The organism is Nonomuraea montanisoli, from assembly GCF_013363975.1.
GTDB lineage: Bacteria > Actinomycetota > Actinomycetes > Streptosporangiales > Streptosporangiaceae > Nonomuraea > Nonomuraea montanisoli.
The window spans coordinates 124,907-140,665 of sequence record NZ_JABWGN010000017.1 but is presented as its reverse complement, the minus strand read 5'-3'; the positions used below and the strand labels follow the sequence as shown (position 1 = coordinate 140,665).

General features: G+C 74.4%; 14 protein-coding genes. 8 read left to right on the top strand and 6 right to left on the bottom strand.

Annotated elements, in window-relative coordinates; translation table 11 throughout:
• Positions 1–3: 3 nt before the first annotated feature.
• Positions 4–522: a ribosome maturation factor RimP gene (rimP, locus tag HTZ77_RS36480; protein WP_175594307.1), complete on the bottom strand. Its 519-nt coding sequence runs from the start codon at positions 520–522 to the stop codon at positions 4–6.
• Between the two features lie 570 nt (positions 523–1,092).
• On the opposite strand from rimP, the gene HTZ77_RS36475 reads away from it, so the two are divergent.
• Together HTZ77_RS36475 and HTZ77_RS36470 are read left to right on the top strand one after the other, a co-directional pair.
• Positions 1,093–1,611 carry a hypothetical protein gene (locus HTZ77_RS36475; RefSeq protein ID WP_175594306.1) on the top strand — a complete coding sequence of 173 codons (519 nt, stop codon included), beginning with the start codon at positions 1,093–1,095 and terminating at the stop codon, positions 1,609–1,611.
• A 532-nt stretch (positions 1,612–2,143) separates the two neighbouring features.
• Entirely contained in the window at positions 2,144–2,611 is a 468-nt protein-coding gene (locus HTZ77_RS36470; RefSeq protein WP_175594305.1) for a ferritin-like domain-containing protein, read from the top strand.
• A 627-nt stretch (positions 2,612–3,238) separates the two neighbouring features.
• Here the strand turns inward: HTZ77_RS36470 and HTZ77_RS36465 are convergent.
• A complete protein-coding gene (locus HTZ77_RS36465) occupies positions 3,239–4,984 on the bottom strand; it encodes a proline--tRNA ligase (RefSeq protein WP_175594304.1) in 1,746 nt (581 codons plus the stop codon).
• 135 nt (positions 4,985–5,119) lie between these two features.
• Positions 5,120–5,800, bottom strand: coding sequence for a hypothetical protein (locus HTZ77_RS36460; RefSeq protein WP_175594303.1), 681 nt, complete (start codon positions 5,798–5,800; stop codon positions 5,120–5,122).
• 124 nt (positions 5,801–5,924) lie between these two features.
• Between HTZ77_RS36460 and HTZ77_RS36455 the strand changes: the two genes are divergently transcribed.
• Positions 5,925–6,887: an acyl-CoA dehydrogenase family protein gene (locus HTZ77_RS36455; protein ID WP_328808979.1), complete on the top strand. Its 963-nt coding sequence runs from the start codon at positions 5,925–5,927 to the stop codon at positions 6,885–6,887.
• Between the two features lie 50 nt (positions 6,888–6,937).
• On the opposite strand, the gene HTZ77_RS36450 is transcribed toward HTZ77_RS36455, so the two are convergent.
• Positions 6,938–7,390: a hypothetical protein gene (locus tag HTZ77_RS36450; protein ID WP_175594302.1), complete on the bottom strand. Its 453-nt coding sequence runs from the start codon at positions 7,388–7,390 to the stop codon at positions 6,938–6,940.
• A 95-nt stretch (positions 7,391–7,485) separates the two neighbouring features.
• Between HTZ77_RS36450 and HTZ77_RS36445 the strand changes: the two genes are divergently transcribed.
• From HTZ77_RS36445 to HTZ77_RS36425, 5 genes are all read left to right on the top strand, one after another.
• The gene (locus tag HTZ77_RS36445; RefSeq protein ID WP_175594301.1) at positions 7,486–8,553 is read left to right on the top strand and encodes an LLM class flavin-dependent oxidoreductase; all 1,068 of its coding nucleotides are present in this window, start codon (positions 7,486–7,488) and stop codon (positions 8,551–8,553) included.
• Entirely contained in the window at positions 8,550–9,779 is a 1,230-nt protein-coding gene (locus HTZ77_RS36440; RefSeq protein ID WP_235995664.1) for a hypothetical protein, read from the top strand. The genes HTZ77_RS36445 and HTZ77_RS36440 overlap by 4 nt, the downstream gene beginning before the upstream one ends.
• Positions 9,780–9,845: 66 nt before the next feature.
• Positions 9,846–11,444 carry an AMP-binding protein gene (locus tag HTZ77_RS36435; protein ID WP_328808978.1) on the top strand — a complete coding sequence of 533 codons (1,599 nt, stop codon included), beginning with the start codon at positions 9,846–9,848 and terminating at the stop codon, positions 11,442–11,444.
• Between the two features lie 35 nt (positions 11,445–11,479).
• Positions 11,480–12,835: an FAD-dependent oxidoreductase gene (locus tag HTZ77_RS36430; RefSeq protein WP_175594300.1), complete on the top strand. Its 1,356-nt coding sequence runs from the start codon at positions 11,480–11,482 to the stop codon at positions 12,833–12,835.
• Between the two features lie 34 nt (positions 12,836–12,869).
• Positions 12,870–14,063 (top strand): DUF6986 family protein, encoded by a 1,194-nt coding sequence (locus HTZ77_RS36425; RefSeq protein WP_175594299.1) that lies wholly within the window; start codon positions 12,870–12,872, stop codon positions 14,061–14,063.
• A 60-nt stretch (positions 14,064–14,123) separates the two neighbouring features.
• On the opposite strand, the gene HTZ77_RS36420 is transcribed toward HTZ77_RS36425, so the two are convergent.
• Complete coding sequence (locus tag HTZ77_RS36420) at positions 14,124–14,804, bottom strand: copper homeostasis protein CutC (protein WP_175594298.1); 681 nt, start codon at positions 14,802–14,804, stop codon at positions 14,124–14,126.
• Positions 14,805–14,924: 120 nt separating this feature from the next.
• A complete protein-coding gene (locus HTZ77_RS36415; RefSeq protein WP_205304411.1) occupies positions 14,925–15,572 on the bottom strand; it encodes a GNAT family N-acetyltransferase in 648 nt (215 codons plus the stop codon).
• Positions 15,573–15,759: the final 187 nt, after the last annotated feature.

Sequence of the window (15,759 nt, the reverse complement as noted above, 5' to 3'; positions counted from 1 at the left end):
CCCTTAGCCCTCGTCGCCGTCATCGTCGACGTCCGCGTACGCGTCGTCCGCGTCGTCGTCGTCGAACCGGCGGAACTCCACCTGCACCCGTCCGCGGGCCAGGTCCTGATAGTCGAGCCGGCGGACCGTGCCGTCGACCTCGAGGTCGACTCCGCCGTCGTCGGCGGAGCGCACTCTGCCCTCCACCACGGTCCCGTCACGCAGCTCCGCCTTCACCAGCCGCTTCGCGGCGCGCCGCCAGTGGCGCGGCTCGGTCAGCGGGCGGTCGACGCCCGGCGAGGAGACCTCCAGCGTGTAGGCCGACTGCCCCATCACGTCGGCGTCGTCGAGAGCCGCGGAGACGGCCTGGCTGACGTCGGCGACGTCGTCGAGGCTCACCCCTCCGTCGCGGTCGACGATCACGCGCAGCAGGCGGCGCCTGCCCGCCTGTGTGACCGTGACGTCCTCCAGATCGAGGCCCTCCGCGCTGACGACGGGCTCAAGGAGCTTCATCAGGTGGTCGCGGGGTGACGCGCTGCCCATATCGACCTCCCCTATTGTCATGTCTCAGCCGGGCGGACCTCGCCTCTGGCTCTCGTGGCTCTCCGTCGCCTGGCCGCTCAGCCAGCGACGACAGTTGACACCCTATCTGTAGGAGGGCGTCCAAAGAGCGCCAGTCGGCGTGGACGCACCCTGCGCACGGCCGAGCGTACGAGCCGGGGGCGGCGGCGCCGTCACGGGCCCCCGGGAAGGCGCGGCCGGAGCGGCGGCGTGAGGACGCGGCCAGGACGGACCGCGGGCGTCGCCGATCACAGACCGCGGGCGTCGCCGATACCGCGGGCGTCACCGATACCGCGGGCGTCACCGATACCGCACCGTGAGCGTCACCGAGGAGGGATCGTGGGCCCCGCCGATGACCGACCGTGGGCCTCGCTTGACGGCGGGCAGGGTCGCGAGCCCGTACGATGCTACGTGCGTCCGTAGTCCGGAGGGCTACTCGCGTCCCGTCCGCGGCGCGCAGGACCGGCCTGGTCCCGTCCCGCCCGGCGGGCTCCTCACGTCCAGCCGTGGCCCATGGGGCTGCGTACGTCCGCGTCCTGGAGGTTCCTTTCCGTGGGCCCTTCCCTCTCCCGGCGAGCCGTGCTGGCGGGCGGAACGGCCGTGGTGGCGCTCACCGGGTGCAGCGGCGAGGACGGCGACCGGCCGGCGGCTGCGCCGGCCGAGCCGCCGGAGCTGGTGCTCGCGCGAGAGCTGATCGCCGACAAGGAACGCGTCATCGGCCTGTACGGCGTGCTGATCGGCAAGGGGGCCGGCGAACTGGCGCCGTTCCGCGACCGGCACCAGGCGCACCTGGCGGAGCTGCGCCGCCGCTTCCCGGCCGCGGCCTCCCCCGCGCCCGGCACCGGCACCGCACCGCCCTCGGGCACCCCCTCCTCCGGCGCCGCGTCGCCGGGCGCTCCCACGGCCGGGGCGGCCAAGGTGTCGCTGTCGTCGCTGCGCGAGACGGAGCGCAGGGCGGCCGCCCAGCGCGTCCGCCGGCTGTCGGGGATCGCGCCCTCGATGGCGCAGCTCGTCGCCAGCATCGGCGCCTGCGAGGCGGCCCACGCCCTGGCCCTGCCGAGGTCCCTGTGAGCCGCGCCGCCGAGATCCACGCCCGGCCTTGCGGCGGGGGCCGCGCGAGACGGTCTGCGCTTGTCGCTGCCGGACGTCCTCCAGCACCCGCCGCGAGCCGCGCTGCGGCTGTTTCCGCGAGCCGCCCTGTGGCGATCGCCGCGAGCCGCTTCGCGGTCGTCGCTGCGGGTCTTCCTCTAGCCGTCGCCCTGAGGCGCCCAGCCGTCGCCGTGGGACGCCCCGTAGTCGTCGCCGTGGGACGCCCCGTAGTCGTCGCCGTGGGACGCCCCGTAGTCGTCGCCGTAAGGCGCCCCGTCGTCGCCGCAGGACCCCCTGTCGTCGCCTTGGGACGCCCTGGAGTCGTCGCTGCCGGGCGCCCCGTCGTAACCGTCGGACGCTCTGGAGTCGTCGCTGCCGGGCCCCCCGGAGTTGTCGCTGTGGGGCGCTCCGGAGTCGTCGCTGCAGGGCGCCCTGTAGCCGTCACTGTGAGAAGGCCTGCGGCCGTTCCTGCCGGATGTCCTCGCCGAGGTGCCTGTGAGACGAGGAGGTCGTCGTGAGCGGTGACGTCGAGAGGCTCGGCAAGGCGCTGGCCGCCGAGCACGCCGCCGTCTTCGCGTACGGGCTGATCGGCGCGCGCACCACCGGGACGCTGCGTTCCAAGGCCGCGCGGGCGTTCGACGCGCATCGCGCCCGCCGCGACCAGCTCCGTACGCTCATCATCGCCCGGGGCGGGCGGCCCGCCGAGGCCGAGGCGTCCTACTCCCTGCCCCTCGTCCCGTCCGCGCCCGCCGACGCCGTGCGCCTCGCGGTGCAGATCGAGACCGGCATGACGGCCGCCTACCTGGAACTGGTCGCCGCCGACGACGCGGCGCTGCGCAAGTACGCGGCGCTGGCCATGCAGGAGGCGGTGGCTCGCTCGTACGCGTTCCGGCCGGCCGTCGGGACGGCCTTCCCCGGGATGCCGGGCGCCGCGTCCCCCGCGTCCTCGCCCGCGTCGCCGTCAGCGCCCACGGGCGGCTAGGTCGCGAGCGCCCGTCCGGGGCGCGGACGGCGCGGATGCGCCCTCCCGCCCGCGGATGCGCCCTCCTGCCGAGCTGACGTCTCCCCGCGCCCGACCACGTGGTGCCGCCCCCCTCGGGATCACGGCGGGCGCTGGATCGTGCCGGAGCTTCACTCCTCGCGGTCGCCTCACTTCCGCCCTCGTGATGCCGACGCCCACTGAAGTCGCCCCGCTCCCGGCCCGAGGTCGCCCTGCTCCCGGCTCTGTGGTGCCCGCCTGTGGGGTCGCCTCGCTCCGGACTCGCAGGTGTGTCCCACTCGGCACTTCGGGAGCCGCCTCCTGCCGCGCCCGGTCCCGGCGAGAACGCGCGAACGCGGCGCGCCCGGGCCGGCACGCGACGGCGCCGGGGCCCGCGGGAGGCTCCGGCGCCGTGATCCGGCTTCTGGGCGTGGTCCGGCGCTCTGGGCGTGGTCCGGCGCTCTGGGCGTGGTCCGCCCTCCGGATGTACTCGGGCCCTCTGAACGTGCTCAGGCCCTCTGAACGAGCGCCAGAGGGCCTGAGACGGCGTACGGCGGCGCCGGAGCCCCTATGCGTCCCGAGACGCCCGGAGGGTCTCACGGCGGCCGTGGAGGCCGGGTGAGCGGTCCGTCAGGCGCGGCAGGCCGCGGTGATGCGGTCGGCGGCCTCGGCGAGCGGGATCTCCGCCTTCTCGCCCGAGACCCGGTCGCGCAGCTCCACCACGCCCTGGGTGAGCCCGCGGCCCACCACGACGATGGTCGGCATGCCCAGCAGCTCCGCGTCCTTGAACTTCACGCCGGGCGACACCCCGGCCCGGTCGTCCACGAGGACGCGCAGGCCGCGGGACTCCAGCTCGGCGGCCAGCTCCAGGGCGGCCTCGATCTGGTTCTCCTTGCCCGTGCCGACGATGTGCACGTCGGCGGGCGCGACCTCGCGCGGCCACACCAGGCCGAGCCCGTCGTGGAGCTGCTCGGCCAGGACGGCGACCGCGCGGGAGACGCCGATGCCGTAGGAGCCCATGGTGATGCGGATGGGCTTGCCGTCGGGGCCGAGCGCGTCGAGCCCGGCGGCGTCGGCGTACTTTCGGCCGAGCTGGAAGATGTGGCCGATCTCGATGCCGCGGTCGATGGACAGCGCGGAGCCGCACCGGGGGCAGGCGTCGCCGGCGCGCACCTCGGCGGCCTCGATGGTGCCGTCGGGCACGAAGTCGCGGCCCGCCACGACGTGGGCGGCGTGCCGGCCGGGCTCGTTGGCGCCGGTCACCCAGGCGCTGCCGGTGACGACGCGCGGGTCGACGAGGTAGCGGATGCCGAGGTCGCGCAGGACCTGCGGGCCGATGTAGCCGCGGACGAGGCCGGGGTGCCTGGCGAAGTCCTCGGCCTCGAAGATCGCCGGCTCGCCGGGCGCGAGCGCCGCCTCCAGGCGCTTGAAGTCGACCTCGCGGTCGCCGGGCACGCCGATGATCAGGGTCTCGACCTTGTCGGAGCCGGGGGTGGTCACCTTGACGACGACGTTCTTGAGCGTGTCGGCGGCGGTGACGGACAGGCCGTGGTGCTCGTTGACGTACGAGACCAGGGTCTCGATGGTCGGGGTGTCGGGGGTGTCGAGGACCCGCAGCGGCTCGTTGTCCTCGATCGGGCGGGCGGCGGGCGCCGTGGTGGTGACGGCCTCGGCGTTGGCGGCGTAGCCGCAGGAGTGGCAGGCGACGAAGGTGTCCTCGCCCGTGGGGGTGGGGGCCAGGAACTCCTCGGAGGCCGAGCCGCCCATCGCGCCCGACGTGGCGAACACGATCTTGTAGCTGATGCCGAGCCGGTCGAAGGTCCGGATGTAGGTCTCGCGGTGCTGCTCGTAGGAGTGCTTGAGACCGTCGTCGTCGAGGTCGAAGGAGTAGGAGTCCTTCATGAGGAACTCGCGGCCGCGCAGGATGCCGGCGCGGGGACGGGCCTCGTCACGGTACTTGGTCTGGATCTGGTACAGCGTGACCGGGTAGTCCTTGTAGGAGCTGTACTCGCCCTTCACCATGTCGGTGAAGAGCTCCTCGTGGGTGGGACCCAGGAGGTAGTCGGCGCCCTTGCGGTCCTGCAGCCGGAACAGCAGGTCGCCGTACTCGGTCCAGCGGCCGGTGGACTCGTAGTACTCGCGGGGCAGCAGGGCGGGGAACAGCACCTCCTGGCCGCCCATCCGGTTCATCTCCTCGCGGACGATCCGGGTGACGTTCTCCAGGACCAGCTTGCCGAGGGGCAGCCACGAGTAGATGCCGGGCGCCACGCGGCGGACGTAGCCGGCGCGGACGAGGAGCTTGTGGCTCGGCACTTCCGCGTCTGCCGGGTCGTCCCGCAGGGTGCGAAGAAACAACGACGACATGCGCAGCGACACGGCTACTCCTTGCTCGGGCCGGATGTGGAGGATTACAGGCTATCGACTCGGGGGAGGGGGTCGCTCAGCATATTCGCGCTCGTCGGCGCATACAGGCGCCGATCAGGAGACGATCAGGCGCCCATCAGGCGCCCATCAGGTGCCGATCCAGAGGCCGCCCCACATCGTGTTCACGAGGGCGAGGGCGACCAGGGTCGCGAGCACGGCCGAGACCGCGAGCGCGCGCAGCCGCCCGGCGAGGGTCCGGCGCAGCCCGAGCACCAGCCCGATGGTCAGGCCGCCCACCACGATGGCGGTGACCGGCCAGAACGCCTGCTCGGTGGCGATGAAGCCGGGCGTGGAGCGGTCTATCACGTCGGCGAGCAGCGCCGCGCCGACGGCGCCCGCCGCGAGGTCGCCCCAGTGGTCCCGCCGGCGCGCGACGTAGCCGAGCAGGCCGAGGCCGACCAGCATGAACAGGATCCAGTTGAGCCCGGCCAGGCTGCCGCCGACGACGTCGAAGGTGAAGTCGCGGCCGTGGACCGCGCTCGCCCCCATGGCCGCGACCAGCGTGGACACGGCGGCGAGGAACGTGCTCAGCGCCGCCCAGCCGAATCCCTGCGCGGTCACGCCCAGCGCGATGGCCAGGGCCAGGTAGGCGTAGGGGTCGTAGAGGCGCACGCACCAGGCCGGCCCGCTGCCGGACACGAACATGCCGACGAGGCCGACGACCAGTCCCCCGATGAAGGCCGTCAGCACGTGCCGCTCGATGCCGCGCTGCCGCCGGTCGTACTCGGCGAAGTCCGCGTACTCGATCGCCGGTTTCTTCATGTCCATCCCCGCTCATACCTCCCCGGGACCTTCGGGAGGGACGACCACAATCCGGTGATGCGGATGTACAAAAAGCGCAAAGCTTCCCAAGTCCGGGCATATCAAGCAATCGCTTGGTAGGCTCTCCGGCGTGACGGTCACCGACGAGCTCCGCGACGTGGTCCGCTCCTACCTGGCCGACCGGCCCGGCGCCTCCTGGGGGATGTTCGCCGGGGAGCTGGGCGTCGCGGGGCTCGCCGTCCCGGAGGAGTACGGCGGGGCCGGGTGCGGACCGGCCGAGGTCGCGGCGGTGGCAGAGGAACTGGGCAGGGCGCTGTCGCCGCATCCGTTCCTGCAGACCGCGGTGCTCGCCGTCGAGGCGGTCAAGGCGGGCGGCGACGCGGCCGCGACGGCCCGGCTGCTGCCCGTCCTGGCGGGCGGGGAGCGCAGCGCGACCGTGGCGCTGCCCGGCGACGGCGACCTGCTCCTGGAGGACGGGCTGCTGTCAGGCGTCGTGCCGTACGCGCCGGCGGGCGACCTGGTGCTCGTGTACGCCGGCGGGCTGCTCGTGGAGGCGGAGCCGACGCGCCGCGCGCCGCACCGGACCATGGACGAGAGCCGTCCGCTGGAGGAGCTGACCTTCGAACGCGTCCCGGTACGCCCGGCCGGCGACGGCTCGGGCTGGACCCGGGTGCGCGACCTCGGCGTCGCCGCCCTGGCGGCCGAGCAGACGGGCGGGGCGGCGCGCTGCCTGGAGATGGCCACGGCCCACGCCGGGGCGCGCCACCAGTTCGGCCGGCCGATCGGCTCCTTCCAGGCCGTCAAGCACAAGCTCGCCGACCTGCTGCTGCTGGTGGAGTCGGCCCGGTCGGCGGCCCTCGGCGCGGCCGGGGCCGAGGCGGCGGACCTGGAGGACGCGGCCGCGATCGCCGGCTCGTACTGCTCGGAGGCGTACCTGACGGCCGCCGGCGAGAACATCCAGATCCACGGCGGCATCGGCGTCACGTGGGAGCACCCCGCGCACCGCTACTTCAAGCGGGCCACGTCGGACGCGCAGCTCTTCGGGCCCCCGCAGGCGCACCGCGCGCGCCTGGCCGCCCGCGTCCTCGGATAGAACCGCGCGGGTGGAACCGCGCGGGCGGAACCGCGCGGCGGCGGGGCCGCTCAGCCGCCCAGGAGCTCCTCCCAGGGGTGGCGGGTGTTGGTGCGGCGCGTGGTGTCGAGCGCCTCGGCCAGCCGCCAGAAGCCCGGCCTGGCGCGTACGCGGTCGGCCCCCATGGGGTCGATGGCGTGCAGCTCGAACCGGACGCCCATGACGTCGAGCACGGCCGACCCCCCGCTGCCCGGACCGGCGGCGGTGACGGCGCCCGGCGCGGCCAGCCGCTCGGCGAGCAGGGCGGCCGCCTCGGACGCGAACGGCCCGTCGCGCCATTCGAGGTGCCAGCTCTCGTCGGAGCCCCGCCACCAGGTGAGGTCGCGGCAGGACTCGATGAAGTCGGCCTCCGTCGCGAGAGCCGCCATGACGCGGCCCAGGGCTTCGTAGCGGCGCGCCCCGGCGGAGGTGAGGTCGTCCTCGTCCTTCGCCCGCCGCAGCGCGTGCTTTCGCCTCACGAGCATCCACTTTGATCGCGACGGCGCCCTTCCCGCAAGGGTTTCCCGCTGATAGTCTCTACCAAGCGAGCGCTTGGTTTACTACTTTCGCCGGAGGCGCGATGACGTCCCTACGGATCAGCCTGGGGTACGAACTGGAGGTCCGCGGGCGCACCCGCGAGGTCGAGCAGCAGGCGTTCCAGAACGTGATCGAGCAGGTCGTGCTCGGCGACCGGCTGGGATTCGACACCGCGTGGTTCGTGGAGCACCACTTCACCCGCGGCTTCTCGCACTCCTCGGCCCCCGATCTCGTGCTCGCGGCCGCCTCGCAGCGGACCGAGCGCATCCACCTCGGGCTCGGCGTCGTGCTGCTGCCGTTCCAGTCGCCCATCCGGACGGCCGAACGGGTCGCCACGCTGGACGTGCTCAGCGGTGGCCGGGTGGAGTTCGGCACCGGCCGGGGCGCCTCCCCTCTGGAGTACCAGGCGTTCCAGCGGCCGTTCGAGAAGTCGCGCCAGATCTGGGAGGACTGCCTGGAGGCGACACTGGCCATCTGGCAGGCCGACGGCGAGCCGGTCAGCCGCTCCAACGAGTTCTTCGAGATCCCCGACGTGGCCGTCTACCCGCGTCCCGCGCAGGTGCCGCACCCGCCGGTCTGGGTGGCCTCCACGTCGCTGGAGGGCTACCTCGCCGCGGCCCGGCACGGCTACAACCTGCTCGGCATGACCATGCTCAAGGGCATCGACGACGTGGCCACCGACATCGCGCGCTACCGCGAGGCGCTGGAGGAGGCCGGCTTCGACCCGGCGACGCGGCGGGTGGCCCTGATGATCCCCTGGTTCGTCGGCGCCACCCGGGACGAGGCCGCGGCCACGGCCGCCGACGCCGTGCTCTGGTACATCCGCCGCCAGGTCAACCTGGTCACCCCGCCCGACTACTACGACGCCCGGCACGCCACCCACCGGGTGCTCGGCCAGCTCGCCGCCGGGATGCCGCCGGAGGAGGCGATGGCGACGTTGCGGGAGCACCTGATGGTCGTGGTGGACGACGTGGAGGGGTCGCGCAAGGCGCTGGCCCGCATCGCGGAGGCGGGCGCCACGGATCTCATCCTCCAGTGCCAGGTCGGCGGCCTCGCCCACGAGCACGTGTGCGCGTCCATGCGGCGCTTCATGACCGAGGTGGCGTCATGACGGCCACCCCGGGCGCGACGCAGGAACCGGGCGCGACGCAGGAACCGGGCGCGGCCCAGGACCCCGGCGCGGCCCAGGACCCCGGCGCGGCCCAGGACCCGGGCGCGGGGCCGTACCGGTGGCTGACGCGCGACGACCTCGGCGCGGCGGCGGCCTCCGCGGGCGGGCTGCTCCACGTCTCCCCCGACGTCTCCGCCGCGTACCCCCTCACCCCCGCCGACCGCGCGGCGGAGGAGGAGCGGACCGCCGCCGCGCTGCGCGCGGCCGGGGTGGGCGGGCGTGACCGGGTCGTGGTCGCGCTGGCCGAGCCGGCGGGCGCGCTGTGGGCCTCGGCCGCCGCCCGGGTGGCCGCCGCCGCGGCCGCGGTGGGACCGCGCGGCCGGATGCGCCTGCACCACGCCCTGTCGGCGCTCGGGGCCACCACGCTGGTCGCCACCCCCACCGGCGCCATGGACTTCCTGGCCCGCCTCCACCTGGAGTTCCTGCTCGACCCGCTCGACCTCGGGCTGCGCCACATCGTGCTCACCGGCGAGATCGCCTCGAAGCGGACCCTCGGCCACCTCGCGGGCGAGTTCGACGCCGAGGTCCACGAGGTGTACTCCAGCCCGTTCAGCGGCGGCGCCCTGGCCTGGCGGGCGTCGGAGGACGCGCCGCTCACGCCGCTCGCCGACGGCCTGCTGCGGCTCGCCTCGCTCGGCAAGGACGACCTGACGCCGGAGGCCGCCGGCCCGGCCGAGCTGGTGATCACACCGGCCGGCCACTCCTCGCTCGGCGACGCCGTGCTGCGCACCGGGCAGGTGGTACGCGGCCCGGCGGACGGGTCACCAGCGCCGGGACGCCCGGACGGCGCCGCCGCGGTCTCCCCCGCGGGCGCGATCCCCGCGCCGGCGCACACCGTGGGCGATCACGTCCTGGTACGCGGGGTGTGGCTGTCGCTGCCGCGCATCGGCCGCACCCTCGCCAAGATCGACGGGGTGGCGCGCTGGGAGCTCGGCGTCAGCAGGCAGGGCACCCTCGACGCGGCGGTGCTGACCGTGACCTTCAACCGGCCGAGCCTCGTGGGCAACCCGATGTGGCGCTCGCGCCTCCAGGAGTCCATGCGGGCCCTGACGCCGATCGCGCTCCAGGTGGAGATCGCGCCCGAGGTCGCCGAGACGTCCGCCCCCGGCATGGTGAACGACCTGCGCGGTCACCACCTCGGCCGCGACAGGGCCCTCGTGACCTGAACCCCGCGGCCCCTCAGCAGCACCTCAGCAGCTCGTGACCCGACCCCTCTTGGAGGCGCGAGAGCCGTGGAACCGGTGCCCGGCTGGGGGACGATCCCCCGCATGCTGCGCGACCAGGCCGCCCGCCACCCGGACGCGATCGTCGTGGCCGGCGAGGCGACGCGCCTGAGCATGGCGGACCTGCTCGGCGAGGCCACGCGGGTGGCGCGGGGCCTGATGGCCCTCGGCGTCGGGCCGGGCGACCGGGTCGCGCTGTGGGGCGTGAACGACCCGTCGTGGGTGGTCCACGCCTTCGGCGTCTGGTGTGCCGGCGCGGTGGTCGTGCCGCTGTCCTCCCGGGCCAAGGGGCTGGAGGCGGCGGCGATGATCCGCAAGACCGGCGCCCGGGTGCTGATCACGGGCGAGGGGGCGGGGCGCACGGTCCTGGCGGACCTCCTGCCGCCGGGGACCGGCCTGCTCCACGCGGTGGTCCCCGCCCCCTCCCTCTCGGGTCCCGGGCGGCTCACGGCAGCCGAGCTGCGGGAACGGGGCGAGGAGGTCGCGCCGGACGCCGCCTGGGAGCGGGCGCTGGCCGTACGCCCGGACGACCTGTGCGAGATCATGTCCACCTCCGGCACCACCGGCACGCCGAAGGGCGTCATGCTGGACCACGCCCAGGTGCTGCGCGGCTACTGGGACTGGGCCGAGATCGTCACCCTGCGCGAGGACGACCGCTACCCGGTCATCGCGCCGTTCAGCCACGGCTTCGGGCTGAACGCCGGGCTGCTCGCCTGCGTGCTGCGGCGCGCCACGATGCTGCCGATCCCGGTGTTCACGCCCGACGGGCTGATGGAGCTGGTCTCCTCCGGCCGGATCAGCGTCCTGGCCGGCCCGCCCACGCTGTTCCACCGGCTGCTGGACGAGCTGGACCGGGGCGCGTGGGACGTCTCGTCGCTGCGCGTGGCCATCTGCGGGGCCGCGGCCGTGCCGCCGCCGCTCATCACCCGGCTGGTCGAGCAGGTCGGCGTGGAACGCGTGATCAACGCGTACGGACTGATGGAGGGCACGGTCGTCTCCATGACGCGGGCCGGCGACCCGGTCGAGGTGGTCGCCGCCACCACCGGGCGGACGGTGCCCGGCATCGAGGTCAGGATCGTGGACGACGCGGGCAAGGACGTCGCGGCCGGCGAGCGGGGGGAGATCCTGCAACGCGGCTACGGCGTGATGCGCGGCTACTGGGACGAGCCGGAGCGGACCGCCGAGGTGGTCGACGGGGACGGGTGGCTGCACACGGGCGACGTCGGCGTGCTCGACGAGGCGGGCAACCTCGCGATCGTGGACCGCAAGAAGGAGCTCTACATCGTCAACGGCTTCAACGTCTCGCCCGCCGAGGTCGAGTCGCTGCTGCTGCGCGAGGGATCGCTGGCGCAGGCCGCCGTGGTCGGGGTGCCGGACCCCGTCTCCGGCGAGGCGGGCCGCGCGTACGTCGTGCCGCGCCCCGGCGCCGACGTGGACGCGGCGGCGCTGCTGGCCTGGGCGAGGGAGAACATGTCCAACTACAAGGTGCCGAAGCGGATCGTCGTGGTGGACGCCCTTCCCGCCAACGCCAACGGCAAGATCGACAAGCTGGCCCTGCGGGCCCGCGCGACACGGGAGGACTCCGAGCCCGAAAAGAGGCTGTCATAGGCGCCCGGCCGGGTAACAATCGCCACGAGGCGGCGATGCCGGCCGGACGACGTGCCCGTGCCGCGCAGTCGCCGTCGCAGGGAGGCGACGTGGCGTTGCGCGTGGCGGTCATCGGATCGGGTCCCGCCGGGATCTACACGGCCGAAGCCCTGGTCAAGCAGTCGTCGGAGCCGGTCGAGATCGACGTGCTCGAACGGCTGCCCACGCCGTACGGGCTGGTCAGGTACGGCGTCGCGCCCGACCACACCTCGATCAAGTCCATCGCCGGCTACCTGCGGCGGGTGCTGGAGCTGCCGCAGGTGCGCTTCCTCGGCGGCGTCACGCTCGGCGCCGACGTGTCCGTGAGCGACCTGCTGAGCGCCTACGACGCCGTCGTGTACGCCACGGGCGCCATGGTGGACCGGCGGCTCGGCATCCCCGGCGAGGACCTGCCGGGCAGCGTCGCGGCCACCGACTTCGTGAACTGGTACTGCGGCCACCCCGACGTGGACGCCGGCCGGTTCTCCCTCGACAGCTCCGAGGTGGCGGTCATCGGCGTCGGCAACGTGGCCGTGGACGTGGTGCGGATCCTGGCCAAGACGTCCGCCGAGCTGAGCGCGACGGACGTGCCGCACGAGGTGCTCGAACGCCTGCGGGCCAGCCAGGTCAAGGCCATCCACATGATCGGCCGGCGCGGGCCGGAGCACGCCAAGTTCACCCTCAAGGAGCTGCGCGAGCTGGGGGAGCTGGCCAACGCCGACGTGTGCGTGCGCCCGGAGGAGGCGGTCGTGCTCGGCGGCGACCACCCGCGCCAGGTGCGGGGCAACATCGAGGTGCTGCGGTCGTGGTCGGAACGGGCCCCCCAAGGGCGCCCGCGCCGCCTGGACGTGCGCTTCTGGCTGCGGCCGGTGGAGATCCTCGGCACCGGCCGGGTCGAGGGGCTGCGGCTCGAACGCACCCGCCTGACGCCGGAGGGGCGCGTGCGGGGCACCGGCGAGTTCGAGACGCTGCCGGTCGGGATGGTGCTGCGCTCCGTCGGCTACCAGAGCGTGCCGCTGGCGGACGTGCCGTTCTCGATGGAGACCATGACCGTGCCGAACGAGGCCGGGCGGGTCCGCGAACGGGAGTACGTGGCGGGCTGGCTCAAGCGCGGGCCGACCGGGGTGATCGGCACGAACAAGTCCGACGCCGCCGAGACCGTCCGCACGCTGCTGGCCGACCTCGCGGGCCACGAGCACGAGCTGAAGACCGACCTCGACACGCTGCTGTCCGAGCGCGGGGTGCGGCCGGTCACCTACGAGGAGTGGCTGGCCATCGAGGCGGCCGAGGCCGAGCTGGGCCGCACGCTCGGCCGCGGCGAGCGGGTCAAGCTGCCCGGGCTGGAGGCCATGCTGCGCGCCTGCCGTCCCTGATCGGCGCCGGCCGGGTGCGGCTAGGGTGCAGGACATGCGGGTGACCATGGGAGACGTGCCGCTGTCCGGATTCGAGGAGGCCCTGCGGACCCAGCGGGCGCGCTATCCCGGCGCCGACCCGGCCTGGCGGCCGGGGTGGCAGCCGGTGCACACGGTGTACGTGCCGGCCGACCGGTTCGACGCCGGCACGGTCGCGGACTGGGGCGGGCGCGCCCTGGCCCTGGCGCGGGCGCACCTGGCCGGTCCAGCCGAGGTCGCGGACGTGTTCGGGGTGCCGGAGGCGCTGGCGCCGGCCGTACATGAGCGGGTGCTGCGCAAGCTCGGCCGCGAGCCGGTCGAGGACCTGCGGATCGACTTCGAGGACGGCTACGGCGCGCGGCCCGGCGAGGAGGAGGACGCGGACGCCGTGCGGGCCGCCGAGGCGGTCGCGCGGATGCGGGCGGCGGGGACGCTGCCGCGGCGCTGGGGGCTGCGGGTCAGGTCGTTCGCCGACGGCGACCCGGCGCGGGCGGCGCGCACGCTGGACGGCTTCCTCACCGAGGTGGCGGAGCGGTGCGGCGAGCTTCCGCCCGGGTTCGTGGTGACTTTTCCCAAGGTGCTGATGGAGGAGTACCTGGTGGAGTTCGCCGACCTGCTGGCCCGGCTCGAACGCGGGCTGGAGCGCGGGCTCGGCGGCGGGGCCGAGGTGCGGCTGCGCTTCGAGGCGCAGGTGGAGGCGCCGCAGACGCTGCCGTTCCTGCGGGGCGACCTCGCGGAGCGGCTGGACGGCAGGCTGGCGGCCGCGCACTTCGGGGTGTTCGACTACACGGCGGCGATCGGCCTGCCCCCGCGCGAGCAGCGGCTCGACCACCCGGCGTGCGATCACGCGCGGCACGTCATGCAGACGGCGTTCGCGGGGACGGCGGTGGAGCTGTCGGACGGGTCGCTGGCGGCCTCGCCCGCCTCGGAGTCGGCGGCGGACGTGCGGGCGCTGTGGCGGCGGCACGCGGAGCTGGTGCGGCACTCGCTGGCCCACGGGTTCCACCAGGGGTGGGACATGCACCCCTCGCACCTGGTGAGCCGGTTCGCGACGGTGTACGCCTTCCATCTGGCGACGTACGACGCGTACCGGGAGCGGGTGCGGGCCTGGGAGGAGCGGCGCGCGGCCGGTGGCGGGGTCATGGACGAGCCCGCCACGATCAGGACGCTCGCGACGGCCCTGGCCCGCGCGGACTCCGCCCTGTCCTGACCCTCGGCCCGGCCGGTCGCGGTACCCCCGGCCTGGCCGGTCGCGGTCCCTCCGGCCTGGTCAGTCGCGGTCGACGAGGGCGCGCCACCGCTGGACGAGCCGCCAGTCGACGGGCTCCGACCAGCTCTCCCGTACGGCCGAGCCGACGTGGAAGGCGCGCACGCCGTAGTCGAGCAGGGCCGGCACGTGCGGCGCCTTGAGCCCGCCCCCGGCGAGGATGATCGAGCCGTCGCCCGCCTCGGCGCGGCTCTTGAGCACCGGCAGCCCGTCGGCCACGCCGGTGGGCGCGCCCGAGGTGAGGACGGTCGCGAGGTTCGGCAGGAGGCGCACGGCCCGCCAGGCGGCCTGCACGTCGGCCGCGTGGTCCACCGCCCGGTGGAACGTCCAGGGCAGCGGCGAGACGGCGTGGATGAGCGCCTCCGTGGCGGCCAGGTCCACGGCGCCGTCCCCGTCGAGGAACCCGAAGACGAAGCCGGCCGCGCCCGCCTGGGCCAGTTCCTTGGCGGCGCGCCGCAGCCGGTCGAGCGTCTCGGGCCCGGCCGTGAACGTCGCGTCGAGGCGCAGCATGACCATCTGGGGCAGCGGGCACTCGGCCGCGATGGCGGCGACGGTCTCCGGCGCCGGGGTGAGGCCGTCGGCCGCCATGTCGGCGACGACCTCGACGCGGTCGGCGCCGCCTCGCTCGGCGGCCACGGCGTCGCGCACGTCCAGCGCGATCACCTCAAGGAGGGATCCGGTCATGAGGAGAGGTTATCGGGTGCTCTACCCCTTTCAGCAGGCGAAGCCCCAAAAGCCCGCTACGCCCCATTCGACCTCGCCCGGAACACCTCCCCCGGCCCCGGAGCTCGCCCGAGGAGACCCTCAGGCGCCGATGAGCTCGGGGAGGGTGAGGTCGCGGAAGGCGGTGACCAGAGTGTCCTCCGCCGGCCGCTGGAAGAGGGCGCCCGAGGCGCGGTGCGGGAGGTCCGCGGTGCGGACGTGGTGGAAGCCGCGCCGCCGGTAGTAGTCCTGCAGGCCCGGATTGCGCTTGGCGCAGTCGAGCCGCAGCCAGCGGCGCCCGGAGGCCCACGCCGTGGCGCCCGCCCAGTCCAGCAGGGCGTCACCCAGGCCGGTCCCGGCCCAGGGCCGGGCCACCGCGAGCTTGTGGACGTACAGCGCGGCGCCGGGGTCGTCGGCGGGCGTCCAGAACTCGGGGTCGGCGTGGTCGTCCAGGGCGATGGTGGCGACCGGGGGGACGTCCTCGTCCGGGTCGAGGTAGCGCAGCTCGTCGTCCAGCAGGTACAGCACGCGCTCCTCGATCAGCGGCTCGATGCGCTCGGGGCCGAAGCCGCCGCGGGGCCACTGGCTCACCCCCTTGGAGTGCAGCCACTCGGCGGTGTCGGCGAGGAGGGTGAGCACGCCCTGCAGGTCGGAGCGGTCGGCCCGGCGCAGTGCCAGCGGGTGCAGGAGGGTGGCCGAGGCGAAGGAGGAGGTGGAGAAGGGGGCCGTGGTGCCGGTGATGGACTGCATGGTTCGCCCTTTCGATGCGGTGAGTGTCCGAGCGGCAGCGCACAGTGATGACGGTGCGGCGCACAAGCTCGGCATAGGTGATTAAAGGCGATATGTACGCATATATGCGCATAAATAGGTTTCGGGGAGTACGCGCAGCTCCCCTAGCCCTGCGAGGCCGGATTACTCGCGGCGGGCCGCCGGCGGG

What these genes read in the sequence shown, in the direction of transcription:
- rimP (WP_175594307.1), bottom strand. Translation starts at nt 522, where the DNA reads ATGGGCAGCGCGTCACCCCGCGACCACCTGATGAAGCTCCTTGAGCCC.
- HTZ77_RS36460 (WP_175594303.1), bottom strand. Translation starts at nt 5,800, where the DNA reads ATGGACATGAAGAAACCGGCGATCGAGTACGCGGACTTCGCCGAGTAC.
- HTZ77_RS36450 (WP_175594302.1), bottom strand. Translation starts at nt 7,390, where the DNA reads ATGCTCGTGAGGCGAAAGCACGCGCTGCGGCGGGCGAAGGACGAGGAC.
- HTZ77_RS36445 (WP_175594301.1), top strand. Translation starts at nt 7,486, where the DNA reads ATGACGTCCCTACGGATCAGCCTGGGGTACGAACTGGAGGTCCGCGGG.
- HTZ77_RS36440 (WP_235995664.1), top strand. Translation starts at nt 8,550, where the DNA reads ATGACGGCCACCCCGGGCGCGACGCAGGAACCGGGCGCGACGCAGGAA.
- HTZ77_RS36430 (WP_175594300.1), top strand. Translation starts at nt 11,480, where the DNA reads ATGCCGGCCGGACGACGTGCCCGTGCCGCGCAGTCGCCGTCGCAGGGA.
- HTZ77_RS36425 (WP_175594299.1), top strand. Translation starts at nt 12,870, where the DNA reads ATGCGGGTGACCATGGGAGACGTGCCGCTGTCCGGATTCGAGGAGGCC.
- HTZ77_RS36420 (WP_175594298.1), bottom strand. Translation starts at nt 14,804, where the DNA reads ATGACCGGATCCCTCCTTGAGGTGATCGCGCTGGACGTGCGCGACGCC.
- HTZ77_RS36415 (WP_205304411.1), bottom strand. Translation starts at nt 15,572, where the DNA reads ATGCAGTCCATCACCGGCACCACGGCCCCCTTCTCCACCTCCTCCTTC.